General features: G+C 72.5%; 15 protein-coding genes and 1 riboswitch. Of the genes, 5 read left to right on the forward strand and 10 right to left on the reverse strand.

Going from position 1 to position 23,337, the window contains the following annotated elements; genetic code table 11:
- Window positions 1-4: 4 nt before the first annotated feature.
- Complete coding sequence (locus tag WMF42_RS30035) at window positions 5-970, reverse strand: MbnP family copper-binding protein (RefSeq protein WP_437686267.1); 966 nt, start codon at window positions 968-970, stop codon at window positions 5-7.
- Between the two features lie 296 nt (window positions 971-1,266).
- Between WMF42_RS30035 and WMF42_RS30040 the strand changes: the two genes are divergently transcribed.
- From WMF42_RS30040 to WMF42_RS30050, 3 genes are read left to right on the forward strand one after another with little or no spacing between them, the layout of a single operon-like run.
- On the forward strand, window positions 1,267-3,402 hold the full coding sequence (locus WMF42_RS30040; RefSeq protein WP_437686268.1) for a TonB-dependent receptor: 2,136 nt from the start codon (window positions 1,267-1,269) through the stop codon (window positions 3,400-3,402).
- Window positions 3,403-3,411: 9 nt separating this feature from the next.
- Entirely contained in the window at window positions 3,412-4,305 is an 894-nt protein-coding gene (locus WMF42_RS30045) for a hypothetical protein (RefSeq protein WP_437686269.1), read from the forward strand.
- Window positions 4,306-4,322: 17 nt separating this feature from the next.
- A complete protein-coding gene (locus WMF42_RS30050; protein WP_437686270.1) occupies window positions 4,323-5,180 on the forward strand; it encodes a hypothetical protein in 858 nt (285 codons plus the stop codon).
- 27 nt (window positions 5,181-5,207) lie between these two features.
- On the opposite strand, the gene WMF42_RS30055 is transcribed toward WMF42_RS30050, so the two are convergent.
- From WMF42_RS30055 to WMF42_RS30090, 8 genes are all read right to left on the reverse strand, one after another.
- Window positions 5,208-6,968: a protein kinase domain-containing protein gene (locus WMF42_RS30055; protein ID WP_437686271.1), complete on the reverse strand. Its 1,761-nt coding sequence runs from the start codon at window positions 6,966-6,968 to the stop codon at window positions 5,208-5,210.
- Window positions 6,969-7,035: 67 nt separating this feature from the next.
- A complete protein-coding gene (locus WMF42_RS30060) occupies window positions 7,036-8,280 on the reverse strand; it encodes an NAD(P)/FAD-dependent oxidoreductase (RefSeq protein ID WP_437686272.1) in 1,245 nt (414 codons plus the stop codon).
- A gap of 66 nt (window positions 8,281-8,346) precedes the next feature.
- Entirely contained in the window at window positions 8,347-9,111 is a 765-nt protein-coding gene (locus WMF42_RS30065; protein ID WP_061605863.1) for a class I SAM-dependent methyltransferase, read from the reverse strand.
- A gap of 81 nt (window positions 9,112-9,192) precedes the next feature.
- Window positions 9,193-10,218, reverse strand: a complete 1,026-nt coding sequence (locus tag WMF42_RS30070) for a dipeptidase (protein WP_061605864.1) — start codon at window positions 10,216-10,218, stop codon at window positions 9,193-9,195.
- Between the two features lie 65 nt (window positions 10,219-10,283).
- Window positions 10,284-10,601: a quaternary ammonium compound efflux SMR transporter SugE gene (gene sugE, locus WMF42_RS30075; protein ID WP_061605865.1), complete on the reverse strand. Its 318-nt coding sequence runs from the start codon at window positions 10,599-10,601 to the stop codon at window positions 10,284-10,286.
- Between the two features lie 26 nt (window positions 10,602-10,627).
- Window positions 10,628-10,694, reverse strand: a riboswitch (guanidine-III (ykkC-III) riboswitch).
- A 163-nt stretch (window positions 10,695-10,857) separates the two neighbouring features.
- Window positions 10,858-11,862 (reverse strand): pectate lyase family protein, encoded by a 1,005-nt coding sequence (locus tag WMF42_RS30080; RefSeq protein WP_437686273.1) that lies wholly within the window; start codon window positions 11,860-11,862, stop codon window positions 10,858-10,860.
- A gap of 893 nt (window positions 11,863-12,755) precedes the next feature.
- Window positions 12,756-13,493, reverse strand: coding sequence for a pyridoxine 5'-phosphate synthase (locus WMF42_RS30085; protein WP_061605866.1), 738 nt, complete (start codon window positions 13,491-13,493; stop codon window positions 12,756-12,758).
- A 158-nt stretch (window positions 13,494-13,651) separates the two neighbouring features.
- Complete coding sequence (locus WMF42_RS30090) at window positions 13,652-14,005, reverse strand: SPW repeat domain-containing protein (RefSeq protein ID WP_437686274.1); 354 nt, start codon at window positions 14,003-14,005, stop codon at window positions 13,652-13,654.
- A gap of 351 nt (window positions 14,006-14,356) precedes the next feature.
- On the opposite strand from WMF42_RS30090, the gene WMF42_RS30095 reads away from it, so the two are divergent.
- Window positions 14,357-15,466 carry a THUMP domain-containing class I SAM-dependent RNA methyltransferase gene (locus WMF42_RS30095; protein ID WP_061608630.1) on the forward strand — a complete coding sequence of 370 codons (1,110 nt, stop codon included), beginning with the start codon at window positions 14,357-14,359 and terminating at the stop codon, window positions 15,464-15,466.
- Window positions 15,467-15,511: 45 nt separating this feature from the next.
- Here the strand turns inward: WMF42_RS30095 and WMF42_RS30100 are convergent, their stop codons facing one another.
- The gene (locus WMF42_RS30100; RefSeq protein WP_437686275.1) at window positions 15,512-17,626 is read right to left on the reverse strand and encodes a protein kinase domain-containing protein; all 2,115 of its coding nucleotides are present in this window, start codon (window positions 17,624-17,626) and stop codon (window positions 15,512-15,514) included.
- Between the two features lie 510 nt (window positions 17,627-18,136).
- Here WMF42_RS30100 and WMF42_RS30105 point away from each other — a divergent pair.
- On the forward strand, window positions 18,137-23,149 hold the full coding sequence (locus WMF42_RS30105; RefSeq protein WP_437686276.1) for a hypothetical protein: 5,013 nt from the start codon (window positions 18,137-18,139) through the stop codon (window positions 23,147-23,149).
- Window positions 23,150-23,337 lie beyond the last annotated feature (188 nt).

Genomic DNA, 23,337 nt, shown 5'->3' on the forward strand with positions numbered 1-23,337 from the left:
CCCCCTATTCTACCCTGAAGAACGCCTGGTGCTCGGGGCGCGGCGAGCCATCGGTGACGTCGATGCCGAGCCGGGTGAACACCAGCGCGCACTCGGGATTGGTCGGCTCTGACATGCAGCCCTCGCTCCCCCCCACGTCGCTGTCCAGCACGAGCGCTGCATAGTCGACGAGCACCTTCGTCGTGAGCGGGTTCAAGCCCTCGAGGACGACCTCGGCGATATTCGGGCGATCGCACGTCACCTCGCCGTCCGCGCCGGAGACGCAGCCGGTGCTGCCGACATGCACGATGAAGGCGCCCTGGCCCGCCTCGGCGGCGCTGTCGATGCGCAGGAACTTGTAACCATTGGTCCAGTTCCACCACAGCCCCGACAGATTGAGCGGCGAGGGCGCCGTCGACGCATCGCCGTGGTTGAGCTCGGACGGGACGCCCACCCTGAACGACAGGCCGTTGTACTCCCCGGCCGGAACCGCCCCGCGCACAACCGAGTTCGTGTCCTGCGTCCCGTTGGCGCAGCTCCCCGACTTGTCTTCGAAATCGAGGAGCGCGACGTTCTGGTGCTGCCACAGCCCGTCCTGATCGAGCGCGACCGGCACCTCCTCGCCGTCGGCCCGGCGCAGGCGCACGTCGTGAATGTACAGGCGGAAGTCGTTGAGCCTCACCTCCGTCTGCGAGGTGCCGACTGCGTACGAGTCCCCGCAGGAGAACACGTCGTCGCCGACGCGGCCTTCGAACTGCAGCTCGACGGGAATCGTCCCCTCATCGCCCCCTGCCCCGCCGCCGCCTTCGCCGGCGCCGCCCGCCCCGCCAGCGCCGCCGTTCCCCCCGCCGCCGGCGCCGCCGGTGCCCGTCGCGGTCGCCGTGGCGTCGACGGGATTCGCCCCATTCTCGCCGCCGCCGCACGCGACGAGCGAGAGCGCCACGCCGACCACCGGAAACAAGAGCCGTGATGCACGAAGACCGGATTTCATGAGAGCCCTCCTGGGGAACGACGCGCGCCACGATAGGCCGCGTCGCAACCAAGCTGAATGCGACATGTTGTCGCGATCGCTATCGCGGTGGGCTCCAGAGCGCGAGTCGGGTCGACGTCGAGAAAGAGGGGTCGACCGGATCGGCGCCGCGCCCGGCCACCAGAGGATAACGCGGGCGCCGCTCGCTCGCCGCCTGGGACGGCGCGACCCGCGCGCGCCCGCGGCGCCGCAGGCGAGCGAGCGCGTCCAGAGCGTGGCACAAAAATGAAAAATCGTGCTACGACCCGCCCGGCTGAATGATCCGCTCCCTGTGCGCGACGCTCGCGTCGCTCCTTATCACCACGGCCGCCGCGGCGGCACGCGCCGCCGACGACGTCGCCGCGCCGCCCGCCGTCGCGGCCCCCGGGGCGCCGGAGGCCTCGCCGGAGGGCGGCGAGGCCTCCGCCGCGGCCGCCGGGGGCGCGCCTGTCGCGGTCGTCGTGCACGGCGCGCGGCCGCCGCGCAGCGCCTCGGAGACGGTGCGGGAGCGGGCGGAGCTGAAGGCAGCACCGCACCGCACCGCGAGCGACGCGCTGCAGCTCGTCCCGGGCGTTTTCACGACCCAGCACAGCGGCGAGGGCAAGGCGCACCAGATCTTCTTCCGCGGCTTCGACGCGGTCCACGGGCAGGACCTCGAGATCTGGGTCGCCGGCGCGCCGGTCAACGAGGTGTCCAACGTCCACGGGCAGGGCTACGCCGACCTCCACTTCGTCATGCCCGAGGTGATCCGCGAGCTCCGCGCCCAGCCCGGATCGTACGACCCCCGCCAGGGCGACTTCGCCGTCGCCGGCTCCGTCCGCTTCGAGCTCGGCTACGACGAGCCGGGGATCACCGTCGCCGCCGGCGCCGGATCGGCCGGCGCGCGCCGGCTCTTCCTCGCCTACCACCCCGAGCGCGCCGACGAGGCCACGTTCGCCGCCTTCGAGGCCTACGAGACCGACGGCTTCGGCCCCGCCCGCGCCGCCAGCCGGACCTCGTTCATCGCGCAGGGCGTCTACCAGCCCGCCGCGGGGGTCAGCGCGCGCGTGATGGCGTCGGCGTTCGCCGCGCGCTTCGGCTCCGCCGGCGTCCTGCGCCTCGACGACATCGAGGCGGGCAAGGTCGACCGCTTCGCCTCGTACGACCCGGACCAGGGCGGCGACTCGTCGCGCGCGCAGCTCGTCCTCGACCTGCGCACCGCCGGCGACGCCCCCGGAGAGGGCCTGTCGCTCGCGCCGTTCGTCGTGCTGCGCGCGCTCCGGCTGCGCTCGAACTTCACCGGCTACCTCGCGGATCCGGCCTCCGGCGACTCCACGCAGCAGCGCAACGAGGCGATCACGGTGGGCGCCACGGCGTCGTACCGGCTCCGGCTCCCGCTGCTCTCGGACCGCGACGCCTTCGAGGCGGGCGTCGTCGCGCGCACCGACTGGATCGAGCAGTCGCAGCGGCGCCTCGCGGCCGTCGACGACCGGCCGACCGCCACGCTCGTCGACGCGCGGGTGCGCGCGACCGACATCGCTGGCTACCTCGACGCGTCGATCCGGCCGGCGCGGCGGATCGAGGTGCGCGGCGGGCTGCGCGCCGACGGGCTCGCGTACCAGGTCCTCGACGACGCCGGCGAGGGCGCGGCGGCGCGCAGCGCGCAGGGCGTGCACGTGGGCGGCAAGGGCACGGTCGACGTGGCGCTGCTCCCCGGGCTGCGCGCGCTCGCCAGCGTCGGCCAGGGGTTCCGATCGCCCCAGGCGCGCAGCCTCGGCGACGGCGAGCGGGCGCCGTTCACGCGCGCGCTCTCCGCCGAGGCGGGGCTCCGCTACGCGGACGAGCGCGTGAGGGCGTCGGCGGCGCTGTTCCACGCGCGCCTCAGCGAGGACCTCGTCTTCGACGAGGCGACAGGCCGCAACGAGCCCGTGCCCGCCACGGCCCGCACAGGCGTCGCGCTCGACGCCGTCGCGCGCCCCGCGCCGTGGCTCGTGTCGAGCGTCGGCCTCACGTACACCCGCGCCGCCTTCACCGCGGCCGGCGGGCGCTACGCCGCGGGCGACCTCCTGCCGTTCGTGCCGCAGGTCGTCGCGCGCGCCGATCTCGCGGTGACGCCGCGCCTCGGCGCGCTCTTCGGCCGGCGCCTCGAGGCCCGCGCCGGCGCCGGCGTGACGCTGCTCCACCGGCGCCCCCTGCCCTTCGGGGAGATCGGCCACGACGCGCTCCTCACCGACGTGACGGCGCACCTCCGCTACGACCGCATCGAGCTCGGGCTCGACGTCTACAACCTCCTCGACGCGGCCTGGTTCGACGGCGAGTTCGTCTACCCGTCGAGCTTCACCCGGGGCGCGGCGCCCGACCTCTTGCCCGCGCGCCACGTGACTGTCGGCGCCCCGCGCAGCGTCTTCGCCTCGCTCTCCCTTTACATCGGCTGAGGTCCCTCGATGACATCGATCACGGCACAGGACAGCTCCCGGCGGCGCGCCGCGCCCGGCGCCGCGGGGCTCCTCGCGGCGGCGCTCGCCGCGGGGTGCGGCGCCGGCGACGGCGACGCGACAAGCGGCAAGCGCCTCACGCTCGCCACGCAGGTCACCGCCGACGCGGCCTCGGTCGCGCCGTTCAACACCGCGCTCGGCTGGACCGTCACGCTGTCGAGGGCGCACCTGTCGGTCGGACCGCTCTACTACTTCGAGGGCGCCCCGCTCACCGCGGGGCGCGCGGCGCCGGGCCGCGGCGGCGCCCGCCCGCTGCTCGATCGGCTCGCCCGCTGGGCCCTGCCCGAGGCGCACGCCCACCCGGGCCATTACCAGAGCGGCGAGGCGCGGGGCCAGATGGCGCAGCCCACCTCGGTCGACCTGCTGCAGGGGACGACAGTGCTCGCGGACGCTGACGCGGTGAGCGGCGTCGTGCGATCCGCGCGCTTCACGTTCGGCGCGCCGCCCGCGGGCCCGTTCGCCGCGGCGCTCGACGGGCACGTCGTCGCGATCGAGGGCCGCGCCGAGAAGGGCGACGTCGCGCGGGTGTTCCGCGCGCGCGCCCTGGCCGCGGACGTCGTCGATGCCGCGACCGGCGAGCCGTCGGTGGAGGGGTGCGCCTTCGAGGAGACCTTCCTCGACGGGCCCGGCGTCGTCACGCTCGTCGTGAAGCCCTCGGTCTGGCTCGACCAGGTCGACTTCGAGGAGCTGGCCGCGAGCGAGGACGGCGCGCCAGTCGATCTCGAGCCGGGGAGCCAGGCCCTGCGCGGCTTCACGCGCGGGCTGAAGAAGGGGACCGCCTACGCGCTCTCGTTCGCGCCCGGCTCGCCCGCGCAACCAGAGCAGCAGGACGACTCGGAGTGATGGGAGGCAAAGCAGCGATGAGGATCAGCAGGGCCATGAGCGCGGCGGCGTGGGCGCTCGCCGCGGGGGCGCTCGCCGGCTGCGGCGACGACGGCGCATCGGGAGCCGGGCGCGTGGAGTTCACCACCTGGGGCGAGGACTACATCGAGCAGGAGATCCCGGCCGCCGATCTCGAGGACGGCTGGAGCATCCAGTACCAGAAGTTCCTGTTCGTCCTCCGGAACGTGACCGTCGCCGATCGCGACGGGAACGTCGGGGCGCGCATGGAGGGCTCGATCCTGTTCGACCACACGAAGGCCGGCCCGAAGCCGGTGGTGACGTTCGACGGCCTCGACGCGAAGCCGTGGGAGAGCGTCTCCTACGAGATCGGCCCCGCGGACGCGGACACCGCGCTCGACGGCGCGACGGAGGACGACAGGGCGCTCATGATCGACGCGGGCGCGTCGGTGCACATCGAGGCGACGGCGCGGAAGGGCGACGTCGAGAAGCGCCTCGACTGGACCTTCTCGCGCGCGACGCGCTACGCCGACTGCAAGGGCGAGAAGGCAGGCAAGGAGACCGACGGCGTCCTCGTCACCAACGGCGGCACGGACACCGTGGAGCTCACGATCCACGGCGACCACTTCTTCTACGACGACCTCCAGGCAGCGACAGCGGCGCGCCGCTTCGCGCCCATCGCCGCCGCGGACGCCGACGACGACGGGGCCGTCACGCTGGAGGAGCTCGCGGCGGTGCGCCTCGTCGCGATCGACGAGGGCACGTACGGCACCGGCAGCGCCGGAAACGTCGATGATCTCGGGGCCTTCGTCACGGCCCTCTCGCGGACGCTCGGGCACTTCCGGGGCGAGGGCGAGTGCGTCTCCGTCGATCCGTGATCGGCGCCGGACGCGCGCCGGGCGCGCTCACTCGATCGCGACCGTCGTCGAGACCTCCTGGAGCTCGGTCCCGTCGAACGCCGGCACCCGCGCGGAGCCGAGCATCATCTGCACGCACATCCCGGCCTGGGTCATCGCGACCTGCGGCGCGAGGCTGGTGCGCTGCACGGCGCCCGCTGGGTTGAAGAACACCCGCGCCGACACCGCCTTCGGCCCCGCCTTCCCCTTGCAGTGGACGCGCGCGTTCGCCCCCTTGCTTTGCAGCGCCGCGTGGGCCGCCGCGTGATCGAACGGCCTCGCCGTGGCCGTCGGCGGCGCCGCGGCCATCGCCGCCGCGGGCGCGTCGCCGTCGCGCGTCGGGCGCGCGGCCCTCGGCAGGAGCGGCACCGGAGGGATGCGAGGGGCGGGCGCCTTCTCCCCGGCGCTCGCCAGCGCAGGCGCGCGCGCCCCGTCGCCGGGCCCGGCGCCGACCACCGCGGGGCGCGCCGGCGCGGGCAGGTGCCGCGCCTCGGCGACCTCGCCCGGCGCCCGGCCGGCCGCGTACGCGACGACCGCCGCCGTGGCGCCGCCGAGCAGGCCGCACGCGAGGAGCACCGGCCCCCACCGGGTCGGCCGGCGAGAGCCCTCCGCCGGAGCGCTGCTCGCCAGGGCCGGCGCGCTGCCCGGCGGGACGGACGCGCCCGGCCGCGATAGCTGCGCCGGCGCGCTCGCCGGACCGGCGGCGAGCGACGCGCGAGCGCGCGCGCCGCGCCCCGTCGACGGCGGGCGCTGCGTGTCCACCGAGGTCTCGGCCGGCCCGCTCGGCGAGGGCGGCGAGGACTGCGCGACGGAGGTGACCGCCGCCGCGGCCCCGGACGGCGCCACCAAGGTGGGGGCGCGGGCGAGGCGCGGATCGACGAAGAGCGCGGGCCCGAGCGCGTCGAACGCGTCCTGCGCCGTCGGGAAGCGCTCCGCCGGGTCGCGCGCGACGCAGCGCGCGAACCAGGCGTCGAACGGGTGCACGATGCAGCCGGCGCGCCCGAGCGCCGTCGCGCGCACCGACGCCGGGTCGATCGGCTCGATCAGGATCTCGCGGAGCAGCACGGGCATCGCGGTGCCCATCGGGTCGTTCGCGGCGCGCCAGTACATCCGCCCGGTGAGCATCGCGAACGCGATCAGCCCGAGCGCCCACACGTCGGTCGCCGGCGCGATCTGCCCGCGCGCCTCGGTCTGCTCCGGCGCCATCCAGAGCGGCGTGCCGAGCGACGCTGTCGCCATCGTGTTCGCCTCCGCCGCGACCCTCGCGATGCCGAAGTCGAGCACCTTGACCGCCCACGGCGCCGTCGCGCTGCTCTTCTTCGCGAGGAAGATGTTCTGCGGCTTCATGTCCCGGTGCACGACGCCGGCCCGGTGGGCCGCGCCGAGCGCGTGGCAGAGCTGCCGGAAGATCTCGTGCATGTCCTGCGGCGAGAACAGCCCGCAGCGCCGCATCCGCACCGAGAGGTCCTCGCCGTCGAGCAGCTCCATCGCGATCCACGGCACGCCGCTCGCCTGGTCCACGCCGGCGCCGATCACCTGCACGATGTGATCGCTCTCGACCAGCGCGCCGACGCGCGCCTCCTGCTCGAAGCGCTCGCGCAGCCGGGTGTCGGCGCAGAGCTGGGGGTGCATCAGCTTGAGGGCCCGCAGCTGGCCGGTGCTCGCCTGCTCGGCGACGTACACGGCGCCCATGCCCCCGGCGCTGAGGGGCCGCACGATCCGGAACTCGCCGAAGAGCATCCCGACCGCCGGCTGGAACGGCGCGATCATGGCGGCCGATGCTATCACGCTCGCCGCCGAGGGCGATGCTCGCGCGCGCCCCGCGCAGGGCGCGCCGCTACGGGTGCGCGCCTTGCGCGGCGCGCGGCGGGAGCGACGCGAGGAGGCGCTCGATCCCGATCCGCCCCGCGACGAGCGCGCCCGTCGCCGCCGCGCGGAGCGCGTCCGGCGCCGGCTGGGGTCTGCCGGCGAAGTGGCGCATGCCGAAGCGCAGGAACGACGGCTCGTCGAGGACGTAGCGCTCGACCCGCTCCCGCGGCGCGCCGTAGAAGGCGCGCATCACCCGACGCCGGAAGCGGATGTCGAGGCCGAGGAGCGATCGCTCCACGCGCCGACCCCAGTCGTCGAAGCGGAGATCGCCGGCCTCGAGCTTCTCGGCCAGGTACGCGCCCGCGAGGGCGCCGTACGCGATCGCCTGGGCGATCCCCTCGCCCAGCATCGGATCGATGCCCGCGGCCTCGCCGACGAGCAGCGCGGCGGGCCGCGCGATCGCGGCCGTCCGGTCGAGGCCGCGCTCGGCGAAGCGCTTGCGCCTGTAGCGGTCCGGGTCGAGGCCGAGCGCCTCGAGCCGGCGGCGGAGGACGCGCTCGGCGTCGGGCGCGTCGCCCGCCCCGCGCCCGGCGCCGAGCGCGCCCTCGTGCAGGACGTACGCGCCCCGGCAGACGAGCTCGCGCCCGCCCACGGTCGTGGGGAAATCCCAGAGGTAGCCGGGGAACGAGCGATCCCGCATCTCGAAGTGCAGCAGGTCGCGCGCCCTGTCCCCGGCGACGGGCTCGGTGTCGACCTCGACGGCCTGCGCGCGCAGCCTGCCGAACGGCAGCCCCATCGCGCGGCGCACGACGCTGCCGACGCCGTCCGCGCCCACGACGACCCGGCCGGCGAAGTCCCCGGCCGGGCTCTCGACGCGCGCGCCGCCCGGGCCCAGCGCGGCGGCGGTGACCCGCGCCCCCTCGACGATCCGGACGCCGCGCGCCCGCGCGGCGAGCGCGAGCGCGCTGTCGAACTCGACGCGCCGGACGACGCGGCCGATGCGCCCCTCGCGGAGCGCGAGCTCGCCGGCCTGGAAGGCCGCGCTGACGCCGTTCACCGGGACCGACGGCACGTCGATCGTCACCCCGGCGGCCGACAGCGTCCTGTCCGCTCGCTCGCCGAGCCCGCCCGCGCAGCACTTGTCCCTGGGGTAGCGCTCCTTCTCGAGCACCACGATCCGGTCGGCGAGGGCCGGGCGATGGTGGGCGAGGAAGATCGCCGTGCTCATGCCCGCCGGCCCGCCGCCGACGATCACGACCTCGTTCGCCGACATGCGGCGGCGCTCTAGCACGTCGCGCCGGCCGCGGGCTCGCCGATGCTCGGCCCGCCGGCGGGCGGCTCAGCGCCGCTCGTACGACGCCACGAGCGTGCGGTACGGGAAGAGGTACACGCTCTTTCCGGCAAGGTCCGGGTGGGTCGCTGCCAGGTCGCGGATCTCGTTCAGGACCGCGTACCGCTCCTGGAGCGGGAGGGCGGAGATGTAGCTGATCGAGGCGACGCGCTCGAGGAGCCCGTCGAGGTCGAGCTCCTGCACGTGGGTGAGCTCGTGCTCCCGGATCGGCGCGAAGAGGCTGGTGTCGGAGAAGGAGCGGCGCCACGCGCCGATCGTGTGGACCGGGGCGTCCCGGCCGTGGCGGTCGAGGATGCGGGAGATGCGGGCGACCCAGTCGACGCGCTCGTCCCGCAGGTTGAAGAGCAGCGCGAGGCGCCGCCTCGGCCGGAGCACGCGGTGGATCTCGGCGAGCGCGAGATCGCCGTGGAACCAGTGGAACGACTGCGCGGCGACGGCGGCGTCGACCGACGCCTCGGGCAGGGGGATGGCCTCGGCGACGCCGTCGAGCACGGTGGCGGACGGGACCATCTGGCTCAGCTTGCGGCGCATCCCCTCCACCGGCTCGAGCGCGAGCAGCCGGGCGCCCGTCGGCGCCAGGAGGCGCGTGAGCTTGCCCGTCCCCGCGCCGAGATCGAGCACCGTGCTCGAGGCGTCGATGCGGAGCGTGTCGAGCAGGAGCTCGATCGCGCCGCGCGGATAGTCGGGGCGCCCTTTCTCGTAGGCGTCCGCTGCCGTCGCGTAGCCCTGCGCGGCGAGGCGATGGAGAGTCATAGGCTGCACCCGCTCCGCGTGGAGAGACCTCGAGCAGCGCCGGAGGGACCACCCGCCCCGACTGCCCCCTTGAGGGACACGCTACGCAACAGCGAGCCGCGTTGGAAGCGGATTGTCGCTCAGGATGCGCATCACGTTTCCTCGAAGCACCTTGGCAATGACGCGCTCGCTCAACCCCGCTGCGAGCAGCGCATCCGTCAAGAGCGGAAGGTGCGCGGCGTCGCGGAGCTCGCGTGTGGGGATGATGAAGCCGTCCCAATCGGATCCGAGCGCCGGCGTGTCCTCGCCGGCAACGTTGATGATGTGGAGCAGGTGCTGGACCACGGGCTCGAGCCCGTTGCCGCCGAGGTAGAGCGGGCAAAAGATGATCCCGGCGCACCCGCCGCGGTCGGCGACGGCGCGGAGCTGGTCGTCATCGATGTTGCGCCAGTGCTCGAACGCGCCGGCGACGCCCGTGTGGCTGACGAGCGGCGGCCGGCGCGCGAGGGCGCAGGCCTCGAGGAAGCCGGCGCGGTTGATGTGCGCGAGGTCGACGATGACGCCGAGGTCCTCGGCGCGGCGCACGACCTCGCGGCCGAAGGGGGTGAGGCCCGCGCCGTCGTTGCGGCCGCTGCCGTAGGCGGGGAAGCACGCCTCGTTGGCGGTGAAGTGGCAGAGCCCGAGGTAGCGCACGCCGCGCCGGGCGAAGCGCTCGAGCGTGTCGAGCTCGCCCTCGAGCGCGTGGGCCCCCTCGACGCCGAGCAGGGCCGCGACAGCGCCGCGGGCCCTCGCCGCCTCGACGTCGTCGGCGGTCCGCGCCTTGACGAGGCGGCCGGGCTGCGCGCGCACGGCCTGCTCGAGGAGGTCGATCTGCTCGTCGATCACGGCGGCGAGGCCGCGCCGCTGTCCGATCGGCAGCGAGACGAGCCCGAAGAACTGCGCGCCGACGCCGCCCTCGACGAGCCGCGGGACGTCGACGTGCCCGCCCAGGGCCGCGAGCGGCAGCGGCGGCTCGTGGCGCTCGTTCAGATCGTAGCCGACCCAGCGCGACCACATGAGGCTGTCGGCGTGGAGATCGATCGCGGGGAACTGCGCGTGCAGGGCGCGGGCTTCCGGGGTTCCGTGCATGGACACGAGGGTAATCGAGCCGGGCGCTGTCGGCCGCGCGCTCGCCGCTGTTGCGCGGTGGACGCTCAGGGGCTGGACAGCTTGAGGCCGAGGATGGACACGACGAGCAGCGCGAGGAAGCCGAGCCGCGCGGGCGTGGCCGGCTCGCCGAACAGGACGATGCCGGCGATGGCCGCCCCGAGCGCGCCCACGCCGACCCAGACGGCGTAGGCCGTGCCGATGGGCAGGGTGCGCGACGCGGTCTCGAGCAGGTACAGGCTCGCGATGATCGCGGCGACGGTGAGCACGGTCGGCAGCGGGCGCGTGAAGCCTTGTGTGTACTTGAGCCCGATGGCCCAGCAAACCTCGAGCAGGCCCGCCAGCAGCAACACCAACCAGGACATGACGACATCTCCTCGTGAGCGATGTGGCTGCGTCGTCTTGTCCTGACCGGGTACGGCGCGTCTCGTCCGGGACGTCCTCACCGGGACGCCGCCGGCAACCTAGCAGGGGTGGTCGTCAGCGCAAACGCCAGGCGGGCGGCGGCGCGCGACCGGCCGGGCGGCCGCCGCTGCGTCGTCGGCCCGATCGGTCCACGCCGCTGGACAGCGCGACAGCGCGGCTCTCCTCGACCGGCCCCGGTGGTCCCGGTGGCGCGCGCTAGTCGCCCATGTCCATCGCGAGGCTGCCCTCTGCCTCGCTGATCAGCGCCCCGGCGAGCTCGTTGATGTACTCCTCGATGGCGGTGTATCCGGACGGCATCACCCTGGTGTTGTCGCCGGCGTTCGACGGGTTGAGGCCGCGCTCTCGCTCCCACGCGTCCGCCATCCCGTCGCGATCGGCGTCCGTGGGCGCCGTCCCCGGGGTGAGCCCTTCCATCAGGTTCCTCACGTAGCGAGCGCCCCACGCGCCGTCGCGGCGCGCGATGTTCGCGAGGACGCCCTTCGTCACGACGTCGTGCGGCAGCGCGCCCGCCTTCGCGAGGACGAGCCGCTGGGCGTCCTGCGCGCGGTGCGTGGTCACGGCGGTGTACCCGGGGACGTCGCGCGAGAAGTTGAACTGCGTCGTCGCGCGGTGCGACTCGGGCTTGCTGAGCCGGCTGAAGCTCGGGTGGAGGTAGGGCCTCTGCCACGGGTTGTCGACGACGCCCGTGAACCTACCCGGGTCATCGATGTAGTTGTCGGCGAGGAAGTACTTGAGCCCGGCGCCGGCGCTGCCGTCGAAATAGAAGGGGATGAGCTGATCGCTCGGCCCCTTGATGTAGGCGTTGCCCACGATGTTGAACTGTCCGCTCGCCCGGTTGTGGTGAACGAACCCGTGCCTGACGTTGTAAGCCACGTTGTTGCGGATATCGGCCGGCCCGTTCGCGACCGCCGGGCACCTGGCCTTGTGGTGGGCGAACAGGTTGTGGTGAATCGTGATCCGATGGCCGTCAGGACCGTTGATGAGACCGTAATTATGCGCCCCCTCTGGATGCCCTGTGGTCGCCGACGACTCGATGGTCGACCACTGGATTGTCACGTCGTCCGCCTCGTAGAGGTCGAGGGTCTCGTCGACGCCCCAGGCGATCGACACGTGATCGAGGATCAGCTTGGAGTTCAGCGAGAACTGCGCTCCATCGAACTGGGCGCCGTCCGAGCTGTCGAACACGGGACGGACACGCAAGAATCTTACAATGACGTTGTTGACCTTGTCCGAGTACCTGGAGATCAGGCGTCCGCGCACGGTGATGCCGGCGCCTGGCGCTGTCTGGCCTGCGATCGTCACGTCTCCGTTCCTGACGGTGACGTCTCCCTCGATGACGCCGCTCACGTCGAAGACGATGGTGCGCGGCCCTGTCGCGTCGAGCGCCGCCTGGAGGCTCCCCGCCCCGCTCGTCCGCAGGTTCGTTACCTTGATGACGCGCCCGCCGCGCCCCCCTGTCGCGACGGCGCCAAAGCCCTCTGCTCCGGGAAACGCGGGAAGCGCGCTCGCCGGAGCCGACAGCGCGCTGAGCGCCGAGACCGCTGCGATCATGCAGCCGAGGCGGCGAAGCCCCTGTGCGCCCATGAAAGAACAAGTAGACATAGATGTCATGACGTCTCGCTCCCCTTCCGTACGTCTTTGACCGAAAGCCGTAGTGTGATGACCCTACAGGGCAGACTTCATCAGTGGCAATCGATAAGTGCCAATCTGTACGACAGGGCACATCAGGAGCGATCATGCGATTTCAACTCGCCAGATGAAGCCGACATGGCTTATCCTGCTCGCGCAGCGGCCAGGCGGGCACATGGCAGGTCGAGGCGCACCTACCCGCGACGACAACCGGGGCAGAGCGCCGCAAATGAGGGTCCCCGTCGGGAGATCGCCAGTCTCGTCGACGCGCGGACCTATCGAATCGCAACGACGCAGCAACGCCGGCGCGCGAGATCACCAGGGCGTCTGTTCACCGCCGCTGCGCGACATCCAATCTCCCGGAAGGAACATGGACGAGAGGAGGAGATGAACCGCCGGGACGCCAGGGGCGCCAGGACGAGAGAGGAGAGCAGCTCACGCTCTCCGGATCGACCGCAAGGCCTCTAGCGCGCCGGCCGGTACCGCCCCTCGACGGCCATGAGGTAGTCCGCCACGGACTGCCGCATGCCGACCTCCAGCGCGTGCGCCACGAGGTGGTGGCCGATCGACGCCTCCTGGATCTGCGGCGCCTCGCGCACGAGCGGCACGAGGTTGTCGACCGTGAGGTCGTGCCCCGCGTTGATCCCGACCCCCGCGTCCACCGCTGCCCTCACGGTCGCGACGATCTTGTCGAGCTCCGCGCGATGGTCGCCGCGGTCGAACGCCTGCGCATAGGGCCCTGTGTAGATCTCGATGCGATCGGCCCCCAGCTCCGCGACCAGCGGCACGACCGAGGGATCGGCCTCGACGAAGAGGCTCGTCCGGATCCCCTCCTCCCTGAGCCGCTTCACCACCGGCTGGAGGAGGAAGCGCCACTTCGCGACGTCCCAGCCGCGGTGCGAGGTGAGCTCCCCCGGCGAGACCGGGACCAGCGTGCACTGCGTCGGCCGGAGCTCGAGCGTGAGATCGAGGAACTCCTCGCGGATGTCGCCCTCGAAGTTCGTCTCCACCGTGGTGATGTGGCGAGTCACCGCCCGCGCGTCGTCCGGCGTGATGTGCCGCCGATCGGCCCTCGGATGGATCGTGATGCCGTGCGCCCCGTACCCCACGATCTTCTGGGCGAACGAGAGGACGTCGGGCGCGTCGTGTCCCCTCGAGTTCCGCAGGAGCGCGATCTTGTTCACGTTGACGCTGAGCTTCATCGGGGCATCCTCTCGCGGGCTCTGTGCGCGGCGCTCGCGAGGCCGCTATACACGATCGCCGCCGCGAGGCGAACACGCCGCGCGCCGGCCGCTGGAGCGCGACCGGCCGGCAGGGCGGCGCCCGGCGCGGAGGCGCCGGCCGGCGCTGCCCGCGCGCCCTACAGGCGCGGCGCCGCCCCCGGGCCCCGCACCCCGCGCGCGGCGGGCAGGGTCGGCACGAGCGAGACGACGAGGATGGCGATCGCGACGAGCACGTTGTTCCACACCGTCGCTACCGACAGCGCCGGTATCGCCCAGGCGCTGACGAACAGCCAGATCGCCAGGATCGTGTTGAGGTAGCGCGCCTTGGGCGCCCAGATCGCGAGCAGGGCGAAGGCGATGCAGAGCGCGCCCACCACCCAGGTGTTCGTGAACTGATCCTGGCTGTGCCGCCAGAGAAAGGCGGAGATGAACAACCATATCCCGAGCGCGATGTTGATGCCGCGCGCCGCCGTCATCTGATGCTGCTGCATGGCTTCCCCTCCTCCTCAGCATGGCCGTGCGGGCGCTCTCCGCCGCGCAACGCCCTCGCCCCTCGCCGCCCCCACGTCCGGTTGCCCGCTCGCCGCTCGCCGCGTGCCGGCGTCGCTCCCCCGAGCGGCCCGCCCAGGGGCCGAGTCCGCTCACCTCGTCTCCCGGGCGCCGGCCCGCCTGCCGGGCGCTTGCGCGCCGGGCGCCGGCGCGCCTGCGCCCGGCCCACACATCAAAGAGCTCACCCGGTCTCCGTGCGAATCCAGTGCCACGGCCGCGGCCCGCCGCGCGGGACCGGACGGGCGCGTTCGTGAGGGCCGCCGCGCGATCGATCGGCTACAAGCCCCGTCGCCATGGACTTCTTCGCGACCGCCGCCAAAGGCACCGAGCCCGCCCTCCGCGACGAGCTCCGCGAGCACCGCTTCCGCGGCGTGCGCGCCGATCGCGGCGGGGTCCACTTCTCCGGCGCCCCGGACGAGGGCTTCCGCGCCTGCATCGAGCTCCGCACCGCCGTGCGCGTGCTCGCCGAGCTCTCCTCCTTCGACGCGCCCAGCGGGGACGCGCTCTACGAGGGCGTCTCCGGCGTCGACTGGGCCCCTTACCTGAGCCCGGTCCACACGCTCGCCGTCCGCGCCTCCTGCCGATCGAGCGCGCTGACCCACACCCAGTTCATCGCCCAGCGGACCAAGGACGCCATCGTCGACCAGATCCGGCGCCGCGTCGGCGCCCGCCCGTCCGTCGACCTCGACGACCCCGACCTCGCGCTCTTCGTCCACCTCGTCCGCGACCGCGCGACGCTCTACGCGGACCTCGGCGGCGCCGCGCTCCACCGCCGCGGCTACCGCACGCACATCGGCGAAGCGCCGCTCAAGGAGACCCTCGCCGCCGCCCTGCTCCGCCTCTCCGGCTGGGATCGCGCCCGCCCGCTCGTCGACCCGATGTGCGGCGCCGGCACGATCGCCCTCGAGGCCGCGCTCTGGGCGCGCGACATCGCGCCCGGCCTGCGCGCGCAGCGCTTCGGCTTCGAGCGGTGGGCCTGCCACGATCAGGCCGCCGCGCAGCGCACGACCGCGCTCCGCGACGCCGCCCGCGCGCGGATCCGGCCCGAGGGCCCGCCGATCCTCGCCGCCGACATCGACCCCCGCGCCGCCGAGACCACCCGCGGCAACGCCCGGATGGCCGGCGTGCAGATCGATGTCCGCTGCCAGTCCGTCACCGCGCTCGCCCCGACCGCGCCGCCGGGGCACGTGCTGACCAACCCGCCCTACGGCGAGCGCCTCCCGGGGACGGCCGCCCTCTACCGCGATATGGCCGCCGCGTTCTCGCGGCTCGCGGGCCACCGCGTCGCCATCCTCTCCGGCACCGAGGAGATCGAGCGCGCGATGCGCCGCCGGCCGGAGCGCTCGCTCACCGTGTTCAACGGCCCGATCGAGTGCCGGCTGCTCACGTACGAGTTCCCCTGAGGCGCGCGCCTCCTCCGCGCGGCGCGCCCCATCGCGCGTCGCGCCTCAGAGGTGCCGCATCAGCAGGAACATCGCCGCCGCCGTGATGAGCATCCCGGCGACGAAGCCGATGATCAGCCCGCGCTTGCCCGCGAGCCAGCTCGGCTCCCGCGCCGGCGGCGCGGGCGGCGCCTGGGGCACGACGAACGTGTCCGGCATCGTCGCGCGCCGCTCGAGCGCCGCCCGCTGCTCCGCGAGGGTCGCGGCGAGCCCGAGCGGCAGCGAGCCCGGCGAGCCCGCCGCCGCGGCTGGGCTCCCCCGGACCACCGCCGAGGCGCCCCCGGAGACCTGCGCGCCCGACGCGCCGAGCTCCGGCGCCGCGCCGAACTCGGGCGCCGCGCCGAACTCGGGCGCCGCGCCGAACTCCGGCGCCGCGCCGAACTCGGACGCCGCGCCGAACCCCGCCGGGCTCGCCGCCTGGAGCTCGCCGGGCGTCACCGTGGGGAGCTGGCTCTCGGCCGGTCCGTGCGACGACACCAGCCGGAGCGTGTTGCTGGTGACGCGCTTCGACCGCCTGTCCCACGCCGCGCCGGCGTCGAACTGCGGGCTCTGCGGCGTCGCCGGCGGGATGGCCGGCGCGGAGTCGACGCGCACCAGGCCGACCTCGGCCCGCTTCTCGGGCGTGCCCAGCCCGAAATCCTCGGCCGAGCGGAGCGTCGCCTTCACGTCGCGGCCGGGCGGCGTGATGTCCAGCTCGTCGCCTTCATCGTACGACGCCGTGTGGACGCGGACCTTCGCCGGACCGCGCAGCTCGTCCTGGCGGACCATCGTCAACGTGCTGTCGTCATCTCCCACATCGCCGGACGAGCTCGACGACGCCAGGCCGTTCCCCGCGAGCAGCGCCTCGCTGGGGCCGTGGGTCCAGGACGGAAGCTGCAGCGAGATCTCCGGCACCGACTCCCCCGCCCAGCGCTGCGCCTCGCCGCCCGCCGACGCCTCGATCCGCGGCGGCTCGAGCGTCGGCGGGAACTCCGAAGGGGGCGTGGCGAGCTGCAACGGAGATGGGGATCCAGCCTCGGGGCCCGGCCCCCCGGAGACGAGCGTCCGGACCGACTCGATCGAGATCTCCGGCCGCGGCTCGGACGGGGAGAACGGCACCGACGTCGAGCTCGGCAGCGACGTCAGCGGCGGAAACGAGGACTGCGGCGTCCGCCCCGACGCGCCCCGAGAGAACAGCGAGCTCGACTGCCGGCGCGAGATCGGCCCGAGCCCCACCGCCGTGTCGGGCAGATCGGCGAGCAGGCTCCGCAGCCCATACCCGAGCTCGCGCGCCGTCTGGTGCCTGTCCGCCGGGTCCTTGGCGAGCGCCTTCACGATCAGCGCCTCGAGGCGCGGGTCGATCCCCGGCGCGCCGCCGCGCGGCGCCGGCACCGGCGCATGGATGTGGAGCGTCGCTGTGTGGAGCGGCGTCTCGCCCTCGAACGGCAGCCGCCCCGTGACGAGCTGGAACAGCAGCACCCCGCATGTGTACATGTCGGTCCGCTGATCGACGGGCAGCAGCCCGCACTGCTCGGGTGACATGTAGGCCGGCGTGCCGACGAACGTGCCCGCGCGCGTGACGACGGACAGCGGGTCCGCGTGGATGTCGGGCTCATCGCCGGCCGTGGCGGTGTCGAGGATCTTGGCGATGCCGAAATCAAGCACCTTCACGCGCTCGCCGTGAGGGTGCGTGGGGTCGGCGACCACCATGATGTTCTCGGGCTTGAGGTCGCGGTGCACGACGCCCATCTCGTGGGCGACAGCGAGCGCCTCGCACACCTCCGAGACGAGCCGGACCGCCCTCGCCTGGCCGAGCGCGCCGTGCCGCTCGAGGAGCGTGTAGAGGTCGTCCCCCGTGAGCAGCTCCATGACGATGTAGCTGAGCGCGCCCTCGACCCCGTATTCGAAGATCTTGACGGAGTTCGGGTGCTTGACCCGCGCCGCCGCCTTCGCCTCGCGCTGGAAGCGCCGGACGAACGCGCGATCGGCGGTGAACTCCGGGTTCATGATCTTGAGCGCCACCCGGCGGGGCTCGGCGTCGCGCTCGGCGACGAAGACGCTGGCCATCCCGCCCTCGCCGAGGAAGCGGGTGATCGTGAACCGCCCGGCCACCTTGCGGCCGAGGAGAGCTTCGTGCCTCATGCGCCTGGCACCCGCCGCCGCTCGCTCCGCCCGCTACCCCGCGGGCGCCCGCAACGCGGGCTCGCTCCCGGGCCGCCGCGCCGCCCGTGCAGCAGCGCACCGGCGCCAGGGCTGTCCGCGCGCCCGCGCGGCCCGCGCGATCGATGCGAGGGGGAGTGCACGCGGCGACCATATCAAAGAACGTGACAGCGGACGACCTGTCGACCCCGGTGACAGCGCGGCAGCGCAGCGCGCTCCTGCCCGCGCACCCGCGCGCGACCAGCCGTCCCGACCACCGTCACCCCGCACACGGCGCCGTCGCGGGCTCGACAGGCAGCAGTTAACTCTTTAACGCCACCCCGGGTGCAAATGTGCGACAGGTGCTTAACTTATCGAAAGGGCACGGAACCGAACGCTGGCGGCGCGTTGGCAGCGTTCTTGCCTGGGGGGAATTGCCTCGCGTCGCGCCGTGTGCGTCGCGAAGGGCCGGCTTGCGCATCGATCTCGACAGGCAGCTTCGGAGGATCGTTGATGAATCGAATTTTAAAGCGTGCGGTGCTCCTCGGTACCGTCGCAACGACCGTCGTGGGTGCGGGCTGCGCCCAGGAGCGCGACGACATTAACAGGGTGCAGAGGGACGTCCTCCCCAAGTCCTTCTTCGTCGGGGACCAGCTGGAAGACATCTCCGACGACCCCGAGTTCTACATGCGGGGTACCATCGTCGACGTCGGGTACGGCGCCGGACACGATGGCCTGTTCACGTCGACGTACGCCCAGCCTGTCTCCCGGATCAAGTGGGAGATCACCGAGCACCAGCTCAATGCTCGGCTCGCTTACGAGCGCATCGAGGGGACCGACGGCAAGGGCAACGACTATAACGGCCTCACGAAGAAGACGACGAACGACGGCCAGATCGTCGCGAGCTACGCGATCGAGTCGCACTTCGAGATCAAGAACGACTACAACCCGGCCACGGGCGAGAAGGCGAACGTCGTCGTCGAGAACACGACCGACCTGCCCTGGTACAAGCGCCCGTACATCCGCGTCGACTGGTCGCGCAACCTCGCCACCGACGCCTACAACTTCGACACCCTCTCGCAGCTCGGCCTCTACGGCGGCATCGAGTACGAGCCGCTCGCCTACCACGTCAGCCAGACCGACGACGAGACCGCCAAGGACGCCCCGCACCTCGACCCCGACAACGGCTACTTCGACGTCACGACGAAGGCGTTCGCCACGCCGGCGATGATCGACCTGTCGAGCCTCGGCTGGGGCATCGACAAGTTCCCGGCCTGCATGCTCCCGGGCGACTTCGCCGGCGGCACCGACCCGTACGGCAACTGCAACCCGGTCGAGGTCACGATCCGGCAGTCGTTCAAGAAGGTGGTCGACACCGACTACGAGCCGGTCGACTTCGACGGCGTCCGGTTCCAGGCGTTCGGCATCTTCAACTTCGACTACCGCTACGGCTACGATCGCAAGTACGGCATCGTGGACAACCAGTGGCGGCGCTTCGCGGCCCGCTACAACCTCTGGAAGCGCAGCCACTTCTACGAGAGCCCGGAGACGATGGAGGGCGCGATCGCCTGCGCGACCCCCGAGACGACCCACGTCGACGGCGACCTGGCCGCCGACCCGAACCGCGACGAGGACAACGACGGCACCGCCGACGAGTGCGCCGCGGCCGGCCCGGGCTCGCAGTGCGACGTGTACAAGCAGAAGTGCACGCTGCCCTACGCGCAGCGCGAGGCCATCACCATCCCCTGGTACATCGGCGGCGACACGTCGGAGGACCTCTTCGAGGCGACCAACTGGGCCACCGAGGAGTGGGATCTCGCGATGAAGACCGCGATCCAGACGTCGCGCCTCGTCGAGTGCAGGAAGACCGGCGGCCAGGACTGCGAGGCCCGGTTCCCGATGTGGAAGGGCCAGCAGGAGGACATCGACGAGGCCATCGCGATCTCCCGCGACCTGAACACGTGCCGCCGCGAGAACGGCTGGGACGCGCCGGCGTGCGACGACGCCGCCAGGGCGGCCGTGGCCGATCTCTCGGCGCGGCGCGGCGACGATCAGGCGACGCTCGCCATCGGCGCCGTCGTGGCGCAGCAGCCTGTGTTCGTGCTCTGCCACAACCCCGTCATCTCGAGCGATCACCCGTCCTGCGGTGAAGAGGGGCTCTCCCCGCGGCTCGGCGACCTCCGCTACCACAGCGTCCTCATCATCGAGAAGCCGCAGACCCCCTCGTCGTGGGGCATCATGGTCGACGCCGACGACCCGGTGACGGGCGAGAAGGTGGCCGCCAGCATCAACATCTGGAGCCACGTCACCGACTCCGCGGCGCAGGGGCTCCTCGACCTCGTGCGCTACATCAACGGCGAGCTCCCGACCTCCGAGATCACCGAGGGCAAGTACATCCGCGACTGGGCGCAGGCGAGCCGCATCTCGGGCGGCGGCCAGGGGCCCACGATGACCAGGCAGGAGGTCACGTCGCGGCTCGCGAGCGCCACGAAGCTCGACCCCGATCAGTACAAGGACCTCGTCGCGCACGGCGCCTCCCCGCAGGTCAAGGCGCTCATCAAGCCGATGAAGGCCCAGGTGGCCGACATCGCGGTGCGGGGCGACATCCCCTCCCCGCAGCAGGCGGTCGTGGGCGCCCGCATGAAGGCCGCCCGCGGCTCCGTCGCCGAGGCGGAGCTCATGAACCCGGCGATGCTCCAGCGCGCTGGCGTCCCCGCCGGCATGCCGGTCGAGGGCCCGCTCGCCGCCGCCGCCTCGCCGTTCGCGATGAACAACCCGAAGGTGCAGTCGGATCTCCGCCGCATGCACGACAACGCGCTCGCCGAGCGCGGCGCCTGCATCCTGCACGAGGCCCCCGAGCCGTCGGCGATGACCGGCCTCGCGGAGGCGCTCCGCGAGAAGTTTCCCGTGGGCGAGAACGAGACGTCCGCGGACAAGCGGGCGCGCCACGAGCGGATGTTCAAGTACATCCAGCGCCGTTACCAGTACGCGGTCATCGCGCACGAGATGGGGCACTCCGTCGGCCTCCGGCACAACTTCGTGAGCACCTACGCCTCGCTCTTCTTCCGGCCCCAGTACTGGCAGCTCAGGACGAAGAACGGGAAGATCAAGGCGACGTGCACCGGCGAGGCGGGCGAGGATCCCGCGGAGTGCGTCGGCCCCCGCTACTTCGACGCGATGACGGACGAAGAGCAGAAGAACATGATCTGGATGTTCCAGCACTCCACGGTCATGGACTACCCGGGCGACGTCTCGCAGGACCTGGTCGGCCTCGGCGTCTACGACTTCGCCGCCGCGCGCTTCTTCTACGGCGACACGGTGAGCGTCTACGACAACGGCGACCGCAACTACCAGGCCGGCGGCAAGATCGGCGGCGCGCTCCTCGCGGCGACCGACACCTTCGGCGGGCTGGCGGGCATCAAGTACGGGACGTTCTCGAGGACCGAGGACAGCGTCACGGACTTCCACTACTCGCAGCTCCAGTCGCAGTACAACGTCATCACCGACTGCTACGACGTGCCGGCGAAGGCGCCCGCGAGCTGGGACGAGGACGTCGACGGCAAGTGGCACCAGGTCATCGACGGCGGCGTCGTCACGGTCGACGGCGAGACGAAGCGCTGCCGCCAGCAGCCGGTCGACTACGTGGCGTGGCGCAACCTGCGCAAGCCGCAGGACGGCGAGACCTCGCTCGGGAGCTTCCGCGGCGGGCCGGCGGTCGACGAGCAGAAGCGCGTCCGCGTCCCGTACGCGTTCGCGAGCGACAACTGGGCCGACACCGGCAACGTCTCGGTCTTCCGGCACGACAACGGCGCCGACCCGTACGAGCAGCTGATGTTCCTGATCACCCAGCAGGAGAACAGGCACATCTTCGACAACTTCCGGCGCGGCCGCACGACGTTCAGCGTCCGCGGCGCGGCGGATCGCTCGTACGGCCGCTACAGCGAGAAGCTGCTCGGCATCGCCGGCGGCATCGGGTTCTTCGGGACGATCTACCAGGATCTCGCGACGAACCAGGGCCTGTCGTTCGACACGCTGTGGCCGCTCCTCATCGACGGCGGCCTGCAGGAGAACGTCGTGGCCGCGACGGTGGCGTTCGACCACTTCGCCAGGCAGCTCTCGCGCCCGGAGGAGGGGCCGCACTACCTGCGCAACACGGAAGCCAACATCGTGAACGACCCGTGGTCCGAGTGGGGGGTCCTGCGCTCGAACAAGGACGGCGACGATTACGGCGCCGGCACCGACTTCGGCGGCTTCGGCGGCACGACGAACAGCCCCGTGCTGGTGCAGGTCCCGAACGGCTCGACCGGCTACCTGAAGGACATCGGGTTCGGCGGTCACCCGCTCGAGAACGCGAACTCGGAGAACAACGGCGACTTCGACACCGACTACACGATCAACGCGGGCAGCTACTACGACAAGATCAGCGCGGCGATCCTGCTCTCCGAGTCGGAGGACCGGTTCGTGAGCAGCTCCCGCCGCGACTTCTACGACGCCCGCTTCCGCGCGGTCGGCATGGCCGACATTCTCCCCGAGGGGTACCGCCGCCTGCTCGCCAACGCCCTCACCGGCGACCGCTCGCTGCTCGCGCCGCGCCTGGAGGCCGACGAGAACGGCTTCCCGCTGCTCGACGCGAACACGACGGATCCCGATCCGCTGGCGAAGGAGTTCCCGGCGCGCCCGATGGGCTGGGTGAGCTGGTGGCCGACCGAGGGGCCGAAGGTCTGCTTCCCGAGCGACGGGAAGAACCTCTGCACGAACTACATCGGCGGAGACTTCAACCCGGAGACCGTGAGCCGGACCGTCGCGGTCGACCCGCAGGTCGGCTGGGAGGTGCAGAAGTTCCTGATCGCCTGGACGCTCGCGTACATCCCCGCGAACGGCAAGACGAACTGGATGGACATGATGCGCATCTACCGGCTCGGCAACGACGCGGATCCCGGGATCGAGCAGCGCGTCGAGTGGCAGGACCCGACGTCCGGGCAGGTCTACTACGCCCGCACGTACGGCATGGAGTGCCTCTTCGGGACCGGCGCGGACAGGGCGTCGTGCGAAGCCTCCAGCGGCAAGTGGGTGCAGAAGGGCATCGCTGCCCGCGTGCTCGAGTACGCCAACGCCCTCACCGCGAAGGGGTACCAGCTCGACACGGCGACGTACGTCGGCAAGCTGGAGCCCGGCGAGCTGGCGCCGGACGGCAGCATCCCCAGCGTCCCCACCGATCCCGCGTACGTCGCCGCGTATGGCAAGGGCTTCAACAAGTACGGCCGCGCGATGCTCACCTACCACCCGGACGGCGTCGCGATCATCGTCAAGGACCCTGCCGTCAAGGACGTGCCCGCGATCGGCCCGCTCAAGGAAGTGCCGGACTGCGATCAGAACGTCAACCCGACCTGCACGCAGCTCACCATCTACAAGAACCACTACGCGTACGAGCTGAAGAGCTACAAGTCGGTGCCCGACTACATGCTCCAGATGATGGCCGAGTTCGGCCTCGCGGCTCCTGACCAGCTCGGCGTCTACGGCGACTGATCCGCGGCTTGTCGCGCCGGGGGCCCCGCGCTGGGCCCCCGACCTCCTCTCCTCGTTTCCCCCTCCAGCTTCGGCGAGCCTCGCGCGCGCGGGCGACTGCCTGCCCCGCGCGCGAGGCGCTCCGCGCAGGCCGTCGGGCCGCCGGCTCGAGCGCCGCCTGCGCCGCCCCGCCTTTCCCGGTCGCACGC

The organism is Sorangium sp. So ce176, assembly GCF_051519835.1.
Lineage (GTDB): Bacteria > Myxococcota_A > Polyangia > Polyangiales > Polyangiaceae > Sorangium > Sorangium cellulosum_G.